The organism is Pseudomonas sp. A-RE-22 (assembly GCF_019956035.1).
GTDB classification, from domain to species: domain Bacteria; phylum Pseudomonadota; class Gammaproteobacteria; order Pseudomonadales; family Pseudomonadaceae; genus Aquipseudomonas; species Aquipseudomonas brassicacearum.
The window spans coordinates 177,810-195,232 of the sequence record NZ_JAHBCZ010000077.1 but is presented as its reverse complement, the minus strand read 5'-3'; the positions used below and the strand labels follow the sequence as shown (position 1 = coordinate 195,232).

Sequence of the window (17,423 nt, the reverse complement as noted above, 5' to 3'; positions counted from 1 at the left end):
GTTCCCTTGTGGGAGCGAGCTTGCTCGCGAAGGCGGCCTGACAGGTGGCCTGGATTTTGTTGATCGAGTACATATCCGTTACCGCAGTAATGGATATACACACGACCCATCAGGAAAAGGGCGAGTAGATTTTTCCAAAAAAAACTCCCCAAAAAAAGACGCTTCCCATTTCTGAAAGAAGCGCCGTTTTCTCTAAGCTGAACCAGCATTACGCATTTCTGCGGGTTTTCTCTTGAGGCTAACGATCAGCCCCGACGACGCAGTGCGTCAATACGCTCTTCCAGCGGCGGATGGCTCATGAACATGCGAGCCAGGCCCTGCTTGATGCCACCGTTGATGCCAAAGGCATTCAGGGTGTCGGGCATGTGCACTGGCAAGCCTTGTTCGGCGCGCAGGCGTTGCAGGGCGCCGATCATGGCGCTGGTGCCGGCCAGGCGTGCACCGGCGTCGTCGGCGCGGAATTCACGCTTGCGCGAGAACCACATGACGATGGCGCTGGCGAGGATGCCCAGTACCAGCTCGGCGAAGATGGTCGCCACGTAGTAGGCGATGCCTTGGCCTTCTTCGTTCTTGAAGATCACCTTGTCGACGAAATTGCCGATGATGCGGGCAAAGAACATCACGAAGGTGTTCACCACGCCCTGGATCAGCGCCAGGGTCACCATGTCGCCGTTGGCGACGTGGCCGATCTCGTGGGCCAGCACGGCCTTGACTTCATCGGGCGAGAAGCGCTCGAGCAAGCCCTGGCTGACGGCGACCAGTGCGTCGTTCTTGTTCCAGCCGGTGGCAAAGGCGTTGGCCTCATAGGCCGGGAAGATACCGACTTCCGGCATCTTGATACCGGCTTCGCGGGACAACTGCTCGACGGTTTGCAGCAGCCATTGTTCGTGGCGAGTGCGCGGCTGGCTGATGATCTGGGTGCTGGTGCTCATCTTCGCCATCCACTTGGAGATGAACAGCGAGAACAGGGAACCGGCGAAACCGAACACCGCACAGAAAATCAGCAGCTGATTGAGGTTGAGATCAACCCCGTTGGCCGCCATGAACCCGTTGAAGCCGAAGAGGCTCAGGGTGATGCTGGCAATCAGCACGACCGCCAGGTTAGTGGCCAAGAACAGCAGGATGCGCATCATGGTTGTGAAAATCTCCTCGTGCTAAAGATGTAGCGTTATGCGGGGTATATAAGGTGCCGCCGCAGGCTATTCAACTCGCCGACTATTTCAAACTGTGTCCTACAGCCGTCCTAAATGTTTGAAAGACTTTTCTGAAAGTGGCTGGGGAAAAAAATATGGCGCCTGCCCCCCGTGAACGTTGAGCCAGAGTGCCCGTTGGCTGTTCAACCCCTAGTGTAGAAGGCGTTGCGGAGTCGGCAGAACGGATGTGTTGCTGAATCAAACAGCGTGCGAGGCGAGGACTCCCCGCACGCTGTCTGGCTTATTGGCGGTAGGACTTGAGGAAGTTGCCGATCCGGCCAATGGCCTGGTCGAGGTCATCGACCCGCGGCAGGGTCACGACGCGGAAGTGATCCGGCCACGGCCAGTTGAACGCCGTGCCCTGGACCACCAGTAGCTTCTCGGACAGCAGCAGGTCGAGGACGAATTTTTCATCGTTGTGGATCGGGCAGACCTTCGGGTCGATCCGCGGGAAGGCATACAGCGCGCCCATCGGCTTGACACAACTGACGCCGGGAATGTCGTTGAGCAGCTCCCAGGTTCGATTGCGCTGTTCCAGCAGCCGGCCCTGGGGCAGGACCAGGTCGTTGATGCTCTGGTAGCCGCCCAGCGCCGTCTGGATCGCATGCTGGCTCGGCACGTTGGCACACAGGCGCATGTTGGCCAGCATGTCGATGCCTTCGATGTAGCTCTGGGCGTGATGCTTGGGACCGGAAATGACGACCCAGCCTGAGCGGAAACCCGCTACCCGATAGGATTTGGACAGGCCGTTGAAGGTCAGGCACAGCAGGTCCGGTGCCAGGGATGCAGTGCAGATGTGCACGGCGTCGTCGTAGAGGATCTTGTCGTAGATCTCGTCGGAAAACACCACCAGGTTGTGCTGGCGGGCCAGTTCCAGCATGCCCAGCAGCACTTCCCTGGAATACACGGCGCCGGTCGGGTTGTTCGGGTTGATGATCACCAGTGCCTTGGTATTGGGCGTGATCTTGGCCTTGATGTCCGCCAGGTCGGGAAACCAGTTGGCCTGTTCGTCGCACAGGTAATGCACCGGGTTGCCACCGGACAGGCTCACGGCAGCGGTCCACAGCGGATAGTCCGGCGCCGGCACCAGCACTTCGTCGCCGTTGTTGAGCAGGGCTTGCATGGACATCACGATCAGCTCGGACACACCGTTACCCAGGTAGATGTCCTCGATGCCGACGCCTTCGACCTGCTTCTGCTGGTAGTACTGCATCACGGCCTTGCGGGCGCTGAACAGGCCCTTGGAGTCGCTGTAGCCCTGGGCGGTCGGCAGGTTGCGGATGACGTCCTGGAGGATTTCATCGGGCGCTTCGAAACCAAAGGGGGCCGGATTACCGATGTTCAGCTTGAGGATGCGATGGCCTTCCTCTTCCAGGCGTTTGGCGTGCTTGAGCACCGGGCCGCGAATGTCGTAGCAGACGTTGGCGAGCTTGTTCGATTTGCTGACCTGCATGGCGATGTGTTCCCGAAAATGAACGATCCAGGCGGCGTATGAACTACCGTACTGGGAATCCTGCGTCTGTGCCCAGGCCTGACGCGGTATAGGCGCCACAATCCGTTTGAATGCGCATGACGTGACTGCCAGACTGGCGTCTGACGAGGCGCAATCATACGTGCCGCCCGATCTGCGGAAAAGCGTCGGATCGGGCTTTTTCAATTGCCGAGGTAGGACGATGGAAAAGTTGGAAAAAACCCTTGAAGAATGGCGCTCCATGCTCGACCCGGAGCAGTACAACGTCTGTCGGCTGAAGGGCACCGAGCGGCCATTCTCCGGTAAATACAACGCCACCAAGACCGACGGCGTGTACCACTGCATCTGCTGCAACGAGCCGTTGTTCGATTCGCAGACCAAATTCGATTCCGGTTGTGGCTGGCCGAGTTTCTACGCGCCGATCGAGGGCAGCGCCGTGGTGGAGGTTCGGGACGTCAGCCACGGCATGATTCGCACCGAGGTGGTCTGCGCCAAATGCGACGCTCACCTGGGCCACGTCTTCCCCGACGGCCCGCCGCCCACGGGTTTGCGGTACTGCATCAACTCGGTGTGCCTGGATCTGGTCCCCCGGGAGTAATTCGGTGGGAGCAAAGCTTGCTCGCGAAACAGGGCCTCTCGATTTCTGAACGACCGTATCGCCTTCATCGCGGGCAAGCCTTGCTCCCACAGTTTGTGGTGTGGGTATTTTTGATAATTAAATTGCATGCAATTTAATTGCTCGCTATCTTCGCCGCCTGTCCTATACGTTTTCGGAGCCTTGCCATGAGCGTTAACCTGTTGAGCATCCCGTGCACCACCATCAAGGGTGAGCAAAAGACCCTCGCCGATTTCGCCGGCAAGGCTGTGCTGGTGGTCAACACGGCCAGCCAGTGCGGGTTCACCCCGCAGTACAAGGGGCTTGAGGCGCTGTGGCAGACCTACAAGGACCAGGGCCTGGTGGTGTTGGGCTTTCCCTGCAATCAGTTCGGCAAGCAGGAGCCGGGCAACGAGGGGGCGATTACCGAGTTCTGCGAGCTGAACTTTGGCGTGAGTTTTCCGCTGTTCAAGAAAATCGAGGTCAATGGTGCCAACGCCCATCCCCTGTTCGTCCAGCTTAAGCAGCGGGCGCCCGGCGTGCTGGGGTCCAAAGGCATCAAGTGGAATTTCACCAAGTTCCTGATCGGCAAGGACGGCCAAGTGGTCAAGCGTTTTGCCCCGACCACCAAGCCCCAGGACCTGACCGGTGAGATCGAAGCGCTGCTCAAATGAATGACCTGTCAGTCGATTCGCTGAAGCTCGACAGCCAGTTGTGCTTCAAGCTGTACGCTGCTTCGCGCGCAGTGATCCGTGGCTACAAACCGATGCTCGATCAGCTCGGTCTGACTTATCCGCAGTACCTGGCGATGCTGGTGCTGTGGGAATGGCAGGACACGGCCCCACCACAGCCGACGGTCAAGGCCCTGGGTGAGCGTTTGCTGCTGGATTCCGGCACGCTGACGCCGCTGCTCAAGCGCCTGGAACAGCTGGACCTGGTCCAGCGCCAGCGTTCGGCCCGGGACGAGCGGGAGGTGCACTTGAGCCTGACGACTGCAGGGCGAGCCTTGCGTGAACAGGTCGCTCCGCTCAAGGCCCGCCTGTTGTGCGACAGCGGTATCGACCTGGACCGCCTTGGAACGTTGCGAGACGGTCTCGATCACCTGTTGGGCCAGATCAAAGCGCTGACGTAGTCGGCACCCACTGGTCCAGCACTGCCGCCAGTTCTTCGCGGCGGAATGGCTTGGACAGGTAATCGTTCATGCCGGCCGCGCGGCAACGCTCGCGTTCCTCGGGCATCGCGTTGGCCGTCAGGGCGACAATCGGCAGATCCGACCAGCGCCCGCTTTGGCGGATCTGCCGGCTGGCTTCGTAACCATCCATCACCGGCATGTTGCAGTCCATCAACACCAGGTCGAACACCCGCTGTTCCAGTTGATCCAGGGCTTCGCCGCCATGGGCCGCGACGGTGACTTCGCAGCCCAGCTTTACCAACATCCCCTTGGCCACCAGTTGGTTGACCGGGTTGTCCTCCACCAGCAGCACCCGTCCACGCCTGGACGGCGCCAGGGCTTCGATCTGTGCGTCATCGATGACGGTCGCCTCGCTTTGCATGGCGCGCCGCAGAATCTGGTATAGCGCATGGCGCGCCAGCGGCCGGGCCTGTTGTATCAGCGGGGCGAGGGCGGCGGCTTCTTCGCTGGGCATGAAGCTGCCATAGGCGGTCACCAGCAGGATCGGTGCGTCAAAGGTTGGCCGCAGGTTGAACAGGCATTCCGGGCAGTCGGTAATCAGTACGTCGGGTGTGAGCCCCAACAACCCGTCATCGATGGAGCGCTGCACATAATCCAGGCCCCATCCCGGCAACAGCATGCCCAGCAATTCGGCCAGGCCGCTGCTGCTGCCGGTGATGGCGACGACGTTGCCGCGCAACGGTTCGACCGGCGTTGCCGGGAGATGGCAGGGCAGGGGCAGGTCGGCACAGAACTGACTGCCAAAGCCGGCTTCGGAACTGATCGTCAACCGGCCCTGCATGGCTTCGCAGAGGTTGTAGGTCAGTGCCAGGCCCAGCCCGGTGCCACCGAACTGGCGGGTAATCCCGGCGCCGGCCTGGGTGAACGGTTGCAGGATTCTTGCCTGGGCTTCCTGGGGAATGCCGATACCCGTGTCGCAGATCTCGATGCGCACGCCGCCCTCGTAATGACTCAACTTCACGTCGACCCGGCCGAAGCGCGTGAATTTCAGTGCGTTGGACAGCAGGTTGCTGACGATCTGGCGCACCCGGGTCGGGTCGCCGAGTACTTGCGCCGGGAACTGCGGGTCGATCAGGCAGGCCAGTTCGACACTGGGGGCCGCGTTCTGGGAAAGCAGGTTGGCGGTATCCTCCACCAGGGAGCCGAGGTCGAACGGGATGTGTTCGAGCTCCAGTTGACCGGCGTCGAATTTCGACAGGTCGAGGATGTCGTTGAGCAGTTCGACCAATACCTTGCCCGAGTCATGGGCAATCGATAGCTGTTGCTGTTGTTCGGCCGTCAGGGGGCCGTCCAGGGACAGGGCGATCATTCCCAGCAGGCCGTTCAGCGGTGTGCGTATCTCGTGGCTCATGTTGGCGAGGAACGCAGAGCGGGCCTCGGCCATGTCCAGGGCCGTGCGCCGGGCCACTTCCAGTTCCTCGTTGGACTGGCTGAGGCGGGCGTTGCTGGCCTTGAGTTCGGCGGTGCGTGCCGAGACGATGTTTTCCAGTTGCGCGAGGTATTCGGTGAGGCGATTTTCGGCCGTGCGCCGCTGCTGGATTTCGGTGGAGATATTTTCGAACTGTTGGTTGGCGACGGATACCAGCACGCCAATTTCATCGGACTGGTGGCCGGTGGGGCATTCCAGGCGGCTCTGCTCGTTGCTGCTCGGGTCGCGGCTGCTCAGTTCGCGGATGACCCGCACCAAGGGCTTGGTCAGCATCACGTAGAACAGTGCCAGCAGCAGGCCCGTCAGGATCAGGCTGCGGGCGAAACCGTTGAGCAAGGTGACCTCGGCACGGCGCAGGAAACGACTGCCGAACGCAAAAGTGTCGACGTCCAGTCGCAGCATGCCCAGGGATTCGCTGGGCAAGTGATCCAGGTAGAGCCGGTCCTCGAACTGACGCTGGGCGCCGAACAGAAAGTCGCTGATGAACCGGTAGCTGCTTTGCAGCTCGGGCCGCTTGACGCTGGCGAGCACCGTATTGTTGTTGTCGATCAGCTCGGCCCCGATGATGGCCGGTGAGCGCAGCAGGCCCATGGACAGCTCTTGGGCGAGCTCGGCGTCGATGTTGTAGGCGATGCGCGAGGCCGGGTTATGGCTGATTTCCAGCAGCGAGAGGATTTCACGGTTGATCGACGCGTCTTCGCTGGCATAATCGATGCCGATCTGCATCAGGCTGAGCAAGGTGCCCAACACGAAGCCCACCAGGACGGTCAGGCGGGCCTGCTTATAGGAAAGCCGTTGGGTGAATCTGATGTCCATTGAGTGATGAACCACTTACGTTTCCCTTCGCCGGTCAAGCATAGCTGATCATCTCTGAAATCCGGTGCAGCCGGTGTGTATTGTGTGAAGTAGACCCGCCATTGGATACGGCGTTTCGTAGCTCGAGCGCCATCATTACTGTGAACCTGTCCGAGGAGAAGACGTGGACTCGCGATTGAATGCTTTTCTTGAGCGTGCCGATGCCGTGCTGGCCCGGATCGAACCTTTGCTGCCGGCGCCCCGGCCCACCATCGATTGGACCCAGACCCTGGCTGCCCGCTGGCAGCGTGACGGCCGTAGCGGCTACCTGCTGCCGCTGCAGGTCAGCCTCGACATGCGCCTGTCGGACCTGATCGGCGTGGACCGCCAGGTCGAACAACTGGGCCGTAACACCCGGCAGTTCATCGATGGCATGCCCGCCAACCATGCCTTGCTCTGGGGCTCGCGTGGCACCGGCAAATCGTCCCTGGTACGCGCCTTGTTGGCTGAACATGCCCCGCATGGCTTGCGCTTGATCGAGATCGAACGCGATCACCTGGCCGATTTGCCTCGGGTGGTCGAGCAGGTTGCGAAACTGCCCCAGCGCTTCGTGTTGTTCTGCGATGACTTGTCGTTCGAATCCGGTGAAGGCGATTACCGCGTGCTCAAGAGCGTGTTGGATGGATCCCTGGAGCAGGCGCCGGACAACGTGCTGCTGTATGCCACCTCCAACCGTCGTCACCTGGTGCCGGAAAAGGAAAGCGACAACGAGAATTGGAAACGGGTCGACGGCGAACTTCACCCCAGTGAAGCGGTAGAGGACAAGATCGCCTTGTCCGACCGCTTTGGCCTGTGGCTGTCGTTTTATCCGTTTACCCAGGAGCATTTCCTCAACGTAGTGGAGCACTGGATCGGCGAACTGGCGGCCAAGGCCGGGCTGGCCTGGCAGCGCGACGAAGCGCTGGATGTGCTGGCGGTGCGCTGGGCAACCGGTCGCGGCAACCGCAACGGACGTTGCGCCTATCAGTTTGCCCGTTATTGGGTAGGCCTGAAATTGTTGGAGCACAAGGCATGATCGATTTGAAGGACACCGGAGTCGGCCTTGACGGCTACGCGTTGTTATCGGCACAGCTGGAATCCTTGCTGGCCGATGAGCGTGACTTCATTGCCAACGCCGCGCAGTTCTCGGCTTTCCTGTCCAGTCAGCTGGATGATCTGAACTGGGCCGGTTTCTACCTCAATCGCAACGAAGAGTTGGTCCTGGGACCGTTCCAGGGCCAGATCGCCTGCGTGCGGATTCCCTTTGGCCGCGGCGTGTGCGGTACGGCGGCCGCGACCCGGCAGACCCAGCGCGTCGAAGACGTCCATGCCTTCGCCGGGCACATCGCCTGCGACAGCGCGTCGAACAGCGAGCTGGTAGTGCCGCTGGTCAAGGGCGGGCACCTGATCGGGGTGCTCGACCTGGACAGTCCGAAACTGGCGCGTTTTACCGAACATGATCAAGCCGGCATCGAGCAGTTGGCCGCGATATTCCTGCGCCTGACGGATTGCTGATCATACCTTCAACCCTGCCTTGACCAGCAGGCCGTGGGGATCGACTTCATCGATCTGGTGCGGGGCGAGGAACTGGTTGGCGTAGCTCTCGTAGATTTTTTCTTCGATGAACAGCTCGAACAGCTCGGGATCGATATGGGCGTCACGGCACATGGTAGCCATGATGCCCAGGGCCTCGCTCAGTTTCTTCGCTTTCTTGTAGGGGCGGTCGGCTGCCGTCAGCGCTTCGAAAATGTCGGCAATGGCCATCATGCGTGCCGGCAGGCTCATCTCTTCACGTTTGAGGCGCTTGGGATAACCGCTGCCATCCATTTTCTCGTGATGACCGCCAGCGATCTCCGCGACATTGTCCAGGTGACTGGGGAAGGGCAGCTGACTGAGCATCATGATCGTCTGCACCATGTGATGGTTGATGACGTAGCGTTCCTCGCGGGTCAGCGTGCCTCGCGTGATGCTCAGGTTGTAGAGCTCGCCGCGGTTGTATTTCCAGGCCGGTACGTCGAGCTGGAAACCCCACGGGTTGTCCGCCGGGATCAGTTCGGCTTCGTGGTGTTCGAGCAGGTGCTCGGGCTTGTCTGCCAACAGCGGCTCAGTGACCGGTAGCGTCGGCTTGGGGGTGCGATTCTGGCGTCGGTGCTCTTCCCAGGAAACCCCAAGGCGATCGTCGAGGGTCCGGGTCCATGGACGTTGGGCAATCTGTTGCAAGCGTTGCAGATCGGCCTCGGCCATGGCTTCGCAGCCCAGGTTGCAGCGTGCGACGAAGGTAAAGTCGTCATCCAGGGCCGTCAATGTCGCGTCGCGCTGCTGTGCCAGGGATGACGGCTCGCCGCCGCTTGCCACGGCCTGCCAGTAATCGACCCAGGCGTCGCGCTTGAGCACTTCGAAGCGAGTGCGTATCTCGTGGATCCGGTCGTTCAGGGTTTCCAGCTTGGTGGCCTTGTCGACCACGTATTCGGGGGTGGTGACCTTGCCGCAATCGTGCAGCCAGGCGGCGACGTGCAGGGCTTCCCATTCATCCTCCGTTGGCCGATAGGCGTCGAATGCCGGTGCCTGGCTGGCAGCGGCCGCCTGGGCGAGCATCAGGGTCAGGACCGGCACCCGCTGGCAATGGCCGCCGGTGTAGGGGCTCTTGGCATCAATCGCGCCGGCCAGCAATTGGATGAAGGCATCCAGCAACTGCTTTTGCCTGTCTTGCAGGCGCTGGCCCTCGATGCTCACGGCGGCGGCACCGGACACGGCCTGCAGGAAGGCGATGCGGTCGGGCTGCAGTTTTTCCAGGTCGGCTTCGGTGCCGCTGTCGGTGATCAACAGTACCAGTACGCCGACGGTTTCCTGGTGTCGATTGCGCAGGCGAATACCGATCAGATGGACCCGCGGCGAGTCCAGTGCCTGCAGGACGCTCTGCAGATCGGCCGCCTGTTCGAAGCCCAGGGAGGCCACGAGGTTGTCCGAGGTGGCCAGTTGCTGGAGCCATTGCGGACTGTCGCCAGCCTGTAGCTCATGACTGCGCAGCTTGAAGGCATCGAGGTCCCTGGGTGTTCCATTGATTATCAGCCCATACGGCTTGACCCGATTTTCGTCGTTCTCGCGCAAATAGATCAGGCCGGCCTGGGCCTGGCCGATTTTCACGGTTTCAAATAACACCCGTTCCAGCAACGGGGCGAAGCGGGTTTCGGCGCGCAGGCTGGCGGTGATTTCAAAGAAACTCGCCAGGGTCTCTTTCATGCGCGCCATCGATACGCCCAACTGATCGACTTCCAGCACCGGGGAGCGACGGGACACCGGGTAGTTGAAGTCAAAGCTGCGAATGGCATCGGCCTCCTGCACCAGTTCGCCCAAGGGTTTGACCAGGATCCGGGACGTCAGCCAACCCAGGGGCAGGCACAGCAGCAGGGTGGCGAGGGTGATGAGCGCGCCTTGCCAGCGCATGCGATAGGCATTGTCCAGCAGCTCATCTTCAGGGACCAGCAGCGCCAGTTCCAGGCCCTGGGGCCCACCTTCCTGCATGTGGCTGCGAGAAACGATCCACTGGCGCCCGGCCGCTTCCAGGCGCGTGGTGTCGGTGTTGTCGTCGAGCGCGGCGGCGATAGCCGGACTGAGGTCGCGGGCCTTGGTCAGGCGTGCCGACTGGGCGTCGGCGAGCAGCCGGCTGCTGTCGGGATAACCCACTGCGTTGCCCGTGGGATCGAGCAGGACGACTTCGGTGCCGGTGGTCACCTTATGCTTGGCCAGGGTCTGGGACAGGGCTGCCAGGGTCAGGTCGGCGCCGATGACCGCCTGCTCGCCACTGCGCCGGGCGAGGGTGGTGCCGACGTTATGGGTGGAGAAAAAAACGTAGGGCTCGGTGGTGATCTGTTCGGTGCTGCCGGCGGCGCTGCGAAACCAGCTGCGGCTGCGGGGGTCGTAGGTTTCGTCGGCAATGTCCCGGCGCCCGATGAGCGTCAGCGTCTCGTCGTAGAACAGCGACTGGGAATGAACCGGGCCTTGCTCGGTTGTCCGCTCCACCGTCCAGACCTGGTAGGCCGCGTCGGTCGGTGCCTGCAGGGCGGCTTTCAGGGCCGCGGTACGCAATGGCCGGACCATCAGGAAGTTGCCCTGATGATCGCCCAGGTACAACGACGCCAGGTTCGGGTTGTCCCGCAGTGCCTGACTGAAGGGCACGAGCAGGTCCAGGCGCTGCGCCATCTGGGGCGTGCGCGTCGCTGGATAGTCGGCCAGCAGGCTCAACAGGTGACGGATGGGTTCGTAGGTGTCGTACAGATCCAGGCGCACATCCTGTTCAATACGGTTGAACAGCTTTTCACTGCTGGACAGGATGATTTGCGTGGTTTGCCGGTAATTGAAAATCCCCAGCACCACCCCGGTCAGCAACAGAAGCAGGGTAAACATCACGCTGATATGAACGTGCAGGGGGAACCGGCGTTTTTCCGGACGCGGTGCGCTGGGCATTGCAGTCACTCCAAGTGTCAGGGGGCGTTCTCGATGGGTATTCCCGCGTGCAGGGGAAACCGCTCGAGAACCCCCCAGGTACGCACTGCTGAGCGAATAGCATAGTAAACGCTGGATTATTTTGCCTTGGCGATCTCCGTTTCGAGGGCCTGCTCCAGTTCGCTCATGGCGCGGTCGAGGGCGTCGATGCAGTCGCTGATTCGCCCAGGTGCTTGCGGCTGATGACAAGCGCGCTCCAACGCCTCGCACCGCTGGATCAGCGAGGTCGCCTGGACGATGCGGGCGACGCCTTTTATCTTGTGCGCCATTTCGCTCAGCGCTTGCCGGTTTGCGCCGCGGGCGACGTCGAGCAACTCCTGGCGGTCCGAGCGGCTGCTGCTGAGCAATTCAGCCAACAGGCGCCGGTTGGACGAAGGGTCGCCGCCAGTCAACGCCTGCAGGCTTTGTACGCTGAAAACCGCTGGGCGGCCGACGGGTTTGACCGCGTTGATCCATTGGCTCAGGGCGCTCAGGCTGATCGGCTTGAACAGGCAGTCGTCCATCCCAGCGTCCTGGCAGCGCTGTTTTTCCTCCGGTTGGGCATTGGCAGTGAACCCCAGGAGGGTGCAGGGGGGGCGTTGCTGCTCGGATTCAGCGCGACGAACCGACCGGGCCAGTTCATAGCCGCTCATGATGGGCATGTTGCAATCGGCGATGACCAGATCGAAATGGTTCTTTTGCCAGACCTCGAATCCGTGGGCACCATCATGGGCCACCTGATAGTGATGGCCCAGGTATTCCAGTTGCTGCGACATCAGCAGGCGGTTGGCGGGATGATCGTCCACGATCAGGACGTTCAGGGTGGCCAGGGCCGTTTCGACGACTGGCTCAGGTGGGGGGCGAATCGGCGCTGTCGACAGGACGGTCAGTTGCAGGCGTACCTGGACCTGGGTGCCGGTGCCGGGTTGGCTGTTCATGTGCAGGCTGCCACCCATCATCTGGCACAAGTTGCGACTGATCACCAGCCCCAACCCCGCGCCGTTGCGGGCCATCCGGCTGGTGTTATCGACCTGGGCAAAAGGTTCGAACAAACGTTGCAGGTCCGCCGGGCCAATACCGATGCCGCTGTCGTTGACCTCCAGGTGCATCTGCAGAGCGTCGTCCCGGTCGGTTGGCGACAGCCGGACCTTGATCACTACCTGGCCCTGCTCGGTAAATTTGAGGGCATTGCTGATCAGGTTCGACAGCACCTGTTTGAACCGCAACGGGTCCATCAACACGTCAGGGCTGCCCTCGGCAGCGTCGAACTGCAGGGACAGCGCCAGGTTTTTCTGCCGGGCCACGCCCTCGAATACTCGTATGACCGATTGCAGCAGGGCCCTGAGATTGACGCGTTCGGGGGTCAGGCTCAGATGGCCGGATTCGATACGGGCGATGTCCAGGATGTCGCCTATCAGCTCGAGCATGCCGGAGGCCGATTCGTACGCGACTTCGATGGTCGAGCGATCCACGTGGCCTTTGTCGGCGTGTTTCAGGGCCAGTTCAAGCATGCCGATCACCGCGTTCATGGGGGTGCGGATTTCATGGCTCATGGTTGCCAGGAACGTGCTTTTGGCGCGGTTCGCGTCGTCGGCCCGTTGCTTGGACGCGCGCAATTCCTCGAACAACTGGCGCCGCTCACTGATGTCGATCCAGCCGCCGATGATGCCTTGCACTTCGGCGGCGGAGTTTCGGTAGGGGAGGATCCAGTGATAGATCGTCAGTTGCCTGTCCCCGATGTGCAGGGGCCGATCCACGATCAGGGCGGTGCCTTCGGCCATGACGCGTTGGTAGTCCGCCTGGTACTCCTGCGCTTCGAAGGCGTTGCTCATGGAACCTGGCATCAGGTTCTTGCCGATGACGTCTTCGCGTTTGACGTCGAACGTTTGCAGGTAGCTGTCGTTGCAGCTTTGCAGGATGCCGTTGCGATCTCTCACGTAGATGGGGTGAGGGGTGCCGTTGAGCAGCGAATGCATGAATTCGAGCTGATCATTGAGGGCCAGTTCCGCCCGTTGACGCTGCCTGATCTGGCGCTGCATGTAGGCGTTCCACGCCAGGGAAAACAGCAGCAACAGGCCAATGCCCGCGCCGACCTGGAGGAACAGGCGGTTGTAGGTGCGCCAGGTGTGTTCCGAGGGCGAGACGTAACCGCGCCAGCGGTTGTTGATGACGCCAAGTTCGTCGGGGTCGATGCTGGTCAGGGCCTTGTCGAGGATGGCGTTCAACTCTGTGGCGTTTTTTACCGTGGCCAGCGCGAACATGGCCTGTTGGGTGCCCACCGTGCTGCTGATTTGCAACCTGTCGCGCCACGCATAGGAGGAGATGAAGTAGTTGGCCATCACTTGCGAGTTCACGCTGCCGTCGACCTGGCCATGGGCGAGCATTTCCACGGCGCGCAAGGGGCCGTCCGTTTCGATGATTTGAATGTTCGGGTACTGGCTGCGTAGCCATTCAATGACCGGATTGCCTTTGGCGATTGCCAGGCTGGCGTGGCCGAACTGATCGAGTGTCGTGGGCGTGTCGGACTGTTTGCGGGTCAGCAGGACGAACGAACTGTCGACGTAGGGGCGGCTGAACTTCAACTGGAGTTGTCGTTCGCTGCTGGGCAAAAGTGCGGCGATCATGTCGGCTTGATCGTTGAGGACCGCAGCGATCATTTCGCTGTCGTTCTGGCGGCGCTGGATGTCCAGGCGCAGGCCGGTGCGCAGCCGGATCAGTTCCAGCAGGTCGGCACTGATGCCGCGAAAGTCCCCATCCGCATCGAAGAAGGTGAAGGGCGCGGAGGTTTCGTTCACCACCACCCGTACCACCGGATGCCTCGCCAGCCAGCGTTGCTCGCGGTCGGTCAGTTGTATCCTGTGGTCCGTGAGGTACAGGTCGCTGCCTGCACTCCAGCGCTTGGAGATGGCGGCTTGCTCGGCAATGGAGACCTGGTTCAGCGTAGCGTTGATGACTTCCAACAAGCGGGTGTCGTTACGCCGTATGGCGAAACCGAACCCGTGGGATTCATGTTTGCCGAAGCTGGCCATGCGGATATTGCTCAAATAGCCCTTGTTGATCATGTAGTGGGTGGAGAGGGTATCGCCGAGAAATACATCGGCCTGACCGAAGGCGACGGCATTGATGGCGTTCTGGTAGGACGGGTAGGTGGTGATGAGTGCCTTGGGGTAGAGTTTTTCAATTTCCCGTAGCGGCAGGTAGTGATAGACCATGCTCAGCCGCAACCCCTCGAGATCGTCAGTCAGGGATCGGCTTTCATTCGTTCGGGTGACGAGAACGGGTTGGTCCACTGCATACGGTGTCGACAGTACAATGTCGGGGTTGCGCGCCTCGAAACCGTTGGCGGTGCCAAGCATATCGATTTGCCCATCCTTGAGTGCGGCCATGGCCGCCTCGCGGGAGTCGAAGCGCAGGACGCTCATGGGCAGGCCAGTGGCCTTGGCGATGATGTCGGCGTAATCGGCCGTCAGGCCTTCGTAGTCGCGTCCGCTGGTGGAGAGATCGAAGGGCGGGTAGTCCGGGGCTGAAGTTCCCAGGACCAGCGCTTGCCGATCCTGTAGCCAGGCGCGGTGAACCTCATCCAGCTTGACCTCGGTATGGGCCATGGACGAGTGGCCCAGCAGGGTATATTGCTCGGGCGCATTCGCCGCCGCCGCGAGCATTCCTGTATATAACGCCGCACTGATCAGCAGGAGACATTCGGTTATGCGTCTGAGCATCCTGTTTTTCTCACACCAGCGCGTTGCGCTTCGCCATTTCAATCAGATCGACCAAGGACTTGACCTTGAGCTTCTGCATCAGCCGCTTCTTATAAGTACTGACGGTCTTATTGCTTAGAAACATTCCCTTGGCTATTTCCTTGTTGGTACGACCCTGGGCAAAAAGTTGCAGCACCATCAGTTCTCGATCATTGACACTTTTGAAAAGGTCCAGCTCGATACTGCGTGGATCATCCGGGCGTACCGGATTCAGCGCCTGGCTGGGAAAATAGTTATAGCCGGACAATACTGCTTTGATTGCGCTGACAAGTTCGCTGAGGTCTTCCTGTTTACAAACGTAACCAGAGGCACCCGACTGCATGCATCGAATGCCGAAAAGTGTCGGCGACTGGGCCGTGAGCACCAGCGTCTTGAGTGGAGTGGTCATGGCGTTGAAGCGCGAGAGGATTTCCAGCCCGTCGAGTTTGGGGATGCTGATGTCCAGGATAACCAGGTCTGGCATGCATTCGCGCACCATTTGCATCGCGTCGACGCCGTTGTCAGTTTCACCTACGACCTTATAGCCTTCATGCTCCAGAAGCATGCGAACAGCGAGGCGGATGACCGGATGATCGTCGACAATGAAAACGGAGTTCATGAATAAATTACCCTGCGAACTTGAATAAAGCGCGCACCTTAGCCCACTTGCAACCAGGGTCGTACGAAGAGACGGGCATGCAACTTCAATTTCAGAAGTTTCCTACAAAAAAAGAGGCAACGTATTACGATGTAATCGGTTTTTTAGTAGGCGGGTGGCAACAGGAGGGGGAAGAGTTGGCTGTGTGTGAAGGGATATTTCTTTGATAGTGTTGTTTGTGCAAACAAAAGAAGCGTTTTAATCGAGATTTTTTGTAAACCATATAGTTATTTATCTACTTCAAACTCCTTGTGGCGCAGCGCTACAAAATTCACATTCACCGCCAATCCCTGTGGGAGCGAGCTTGCTCGCGATGACGGTGGCACATCCTGCATTGATGTGCACAGATCCACTTCCATCGCGAGCAAGCTCGCTCCCACAGGTTTTGTACCAGGTGCAGCACACCGTCGATCCACGCCTTTTATTGGCGCGTGCGGCCGGTCATCTCCTGGGCCATTTCGCTGGCGTAGCTGTCAGTCATCCCGGCGATGAAATCGATCATTCGCAGGAAAGCGCTATGCAAAGGGCCATTGGGGTCCGGCGCGTTGTTCCCCAGCAGGTCGAGAATGCGGCGATTCTTGAACGAAGGCGTGCGGCCCCCGTGCTGTTCAAGGGCCGCTCCGCAAAATCCGTTGAGCAGGATTTCCAGCGTGGTGTAGGCGCCGATTTCGTGCAGGGTCTTGCGCTTGTCCTGGAAAATTTTCCGGCGCGCCATGTCCTTGGCATTCAACACGCAGCGTTTTGCCGGGCCGTGCATATGCTCCACCAGATCCCCCGGCAACGTGCCGGCAAGCAATGCTTGCTGCTGTTCGACAAAAGCCCGGGCGGCGGCGTTGGTCAGGTGTTCGATGGCCTTGCCCCGCAGGATCGCCAGTTTGCGTCGCCGCGAGTCCAACGGCCCCAGCTGCCGGTAGGTGTCCGGAAGATCGTCGCCCACCAGGTCCAGGAGCAGCGATTCCACCTGGGGGTATTCCAGGAGATCCATCTCCACGCCGTCTTCCAGGTCGATCAGCGCGTAGCAGATGTCATCGGCGGCTTCCATCAGGTACACCAAGGGATGCCGTGCCCAGCGTTGATCCTCGATCTGTGGCAAACCGAGCTTGTGGGCAATCTGCTCCAACAGCGGCAGTTCGCTCTGGTAGCAACCGAACTTGTGCTTCTTGTAGCCCAGCGAGTCCGCGTGGCGGGCAGTCCAGGGGTATTTCAAATAGGTGCCGAGGGTGGCATAGGTCAGCCGCGTTCCTCCGTCGAACTGATGGTATTCAAGTTGAGTGAGGACGCGGAATCCTTGGGCGTTGCCTTCGAAGTTGAGGAAGTCGTTGCGCTCGGCTTCGCTCATTGCATCGAGCCACCCACGGCCGGCGGCCTGCTGGAACCAATAGCGGATAGCATCCTCGCCGGAGTGACCGAACGGCGGGTTGCCAATGTCGTGGGCCAGGCAGGCCGATTGCACCACCATGCCCAGGTCGCTTGGCTCGCACCAGTCAGGCAGGGCATTGCGGATGGTTTCTCCCACGCGCATGCCCAGGGAACGCCCGACGCAGCTGACTTCCAGGGAATGGGTCAGGCGCGTATGGATGTGGTCGTTGCTGGAGACCGGATGCACTTGTGTCTTGCGTCCGAGGCGGCGGAAGGCGCCGGAAAAGATGATGCGATCGTGGTCCTTGTGGAAAGGACTGCGGCCCAGCTCTTGCGGACTGTGCAGCGGTTTTCCGAGGCGTTCGCGAGTCAGCAGGGTGTGCCAATCCAAGGCCGGTTGCTCCGTTTGATGATGTCGGTGTCCTAGCTTCCCGGTTCGTGGGCTGCCCTGCAAGGCCTATGGGCGTGCACAG

Annotated in this window: 12 protein-coding genes; 5 read left to right on the top strand and 7 right to left on the bottom strand. The window is 60.5% G+C overall.

The window, feature by feature from the left end:
• Positions 1-245: 245 nt before the first annotated feature.
• On the bottom strand, positions 246-1,133 hold the full coding sequence (gene htpX / locus KGA89_RS28180; protein ID WP_003199411.1) for a protease HtpX: 888 nt from the start codon (positions 1,131-1,133) through the stop codon (positions 246-248).
• Between the two features lie 301 nt (positions 1,134-1,434).
• The gene (locus tag KGA89_RS28175; RefSeq protein ID WP_003199412.1) at positions 1,435-2,646 is read right to left on the bottom strand and encodes a pyridoxal phosphate-dependent aminotransferase; all 1,212 of its coding nucleotides are present in this window, start codon (positions 2,644-2,646) and stop codon (positions 1,435-1,437) included.
• 220 nt (positions 2,647-2,866) lie between these two features.
• On the opposite strand from KGA89_RS28175, the gene msrB reads away from it, so the two are divergent.
• From msrB to KGA89_RS28160, 3 genes are all read left to right on the top strand, one after another.
• Positions 2,867-3,262 carry a peptide-methionine (R)-S-oxide reductase MsrB gene (gene msrB, locus KGA89_RS28170; protein WP_003199414.1) on the top strand — a complete coding sequence of 132 codons (396 nt, stop codon included), beginning with the start codon at positions 2,867-2,869 and terminating at the stop codon, positions 3,260-3,262.
• Positions 3,263-3,447: 185 nt separating this feature from the next.
• Positions 3,448-3,933 (top strand): glutathione peroxidase, encoded by a 486-nt coding sequence (locus KGA89_RS28165; RefSeq protein WP_223473081.1) that lies wholly within the window; start codon positions 3,448-3,450, stop codon positions 3,931-3,933.
• Positions 3,930-4,391 carry a MarR family winged helix-turn-helix transcriptional regulator gene (locus KGA89_RS28160; RefSeq protein ID WP_013692583.1) on the top strand — a complete coding sequence of 154 codons (462 nt, stop codon included), beginning with the start codon at positions 3,930-3,932 and terminating at the stop codon, positions 4,389-4,391. The genes KGA89_RS28165 and KGA89_RS28160 overlap by 4 nt, the downstream gene beginning before the upstream one ends.
• On the opposite strand, the gene KGA89_RS28155 is transcribed toward KGA89_RS28160, so the two are convergent.
• Entirely contained in the window at positions 4,375-6,696 is a 2,322-nt protein-coding gene (locus tag KGA89_RS28155) for a response regulator (RefSeq protein ID WP_003199420.1), read from the bottom strand. The genes KGA89_RS28160 and KGA89_RS28155 overlap by 17 nt on opposite strands.
• Before the next feature lie 163 nt (positions 6,697-6,859).
• On the opposite strand from KGA89_RS28155, the gene KGA89_RS28150 reads away from it, so the two are divergent.
• Together KGA89_RS28150 and KGA89_RS28145 are read left to right on the top strand one after the other, a co-directional pair.
• Positions 6,860-7,750: an ATP-binding protein gene (locus KGA89_RS28150; protein WP_003199422.1), complete on the top strand. Its 891-nt coding sequence runs from the start codon at positions 6,860-6,862 to the stop codon at positions 7,748-7,750.
• Positions 7,747-8,229, top strand: a complete 483-nt coding sequence (locus tag KGA89_RS28145) for a GAF domain-containing protein (RefSeq protein WP_223473080.1) — start codon at positions 7,747-7,749, stop codon at positions 8,227-8,229. The genes KGA89_RS28150 and KGA89_RS28145 overlap by 4 nt, the downstream gene beginning before the upstream one ends.
• Here KGA89_RS28145 and KGA89_RS28140 read toward each other — a convergent pair whose 3' ends face one another.
• The 4 genes from KGA89_RS28140 to KGA89_RS28125 all read right to left on the bottom strand — a co-directional run bounded on the left by KGA89_RS28140 (position 8,230) and on the right by KGA89_RS28125 (position 17,341).
• The gene (locus KGA89_RS28140; RefSeq protein ID WP_223473079.1) at positions 8,230-11,178 is read right to left on the bottom strand and encodes an HD domain-containing phosphohydrolase; all 2,949 of its coding nucleotides are present in this window, start codon (positions 11,176-11,178) and stop codon (positions 8,230-8,232) included.
• 116 nt (positions 11,179-11,294) lie between these two features.
• On the bottom strand, positions 11,295-14,915 hold the full coding sequence (locus tag KGA89_RS28135; protein WP_223473078.1) for a transporter substrate-binding domain-containing protein: 3,621 nt from the start codon (positions 14,913-14,915) through the stop codon (positions 11,295-11,297).
• Between the two features lie 10 nt (positions 14,916-14,925).
• On the bottom strand, positions 14,926-15,552 hold the full coding sequence (locus KGA89_RS28130) for a response regulator transcription factor (RefSeq protein WP_003199430.1): 627 nt from the start codon (positions 15,550-15,552) through the stop codon (positions 14,926-14,928).
• A gap of 460 nt (positions 15,553-16,012) precedes the next feature.
• Positions 16,013-17,341, bottom strand: a complete 1,329-nt coding sequence (locus KGA89_RS28125) for a deoxyguanosinetriphosphate triphosphohydrolase (RefSeq protein WP_223473077.1) — start codon at positions 17,339-17,341, stop codon at positions 16,013-16,015.
• Positions 17,342-17,423: the final 82 nt, after the last annotated feature.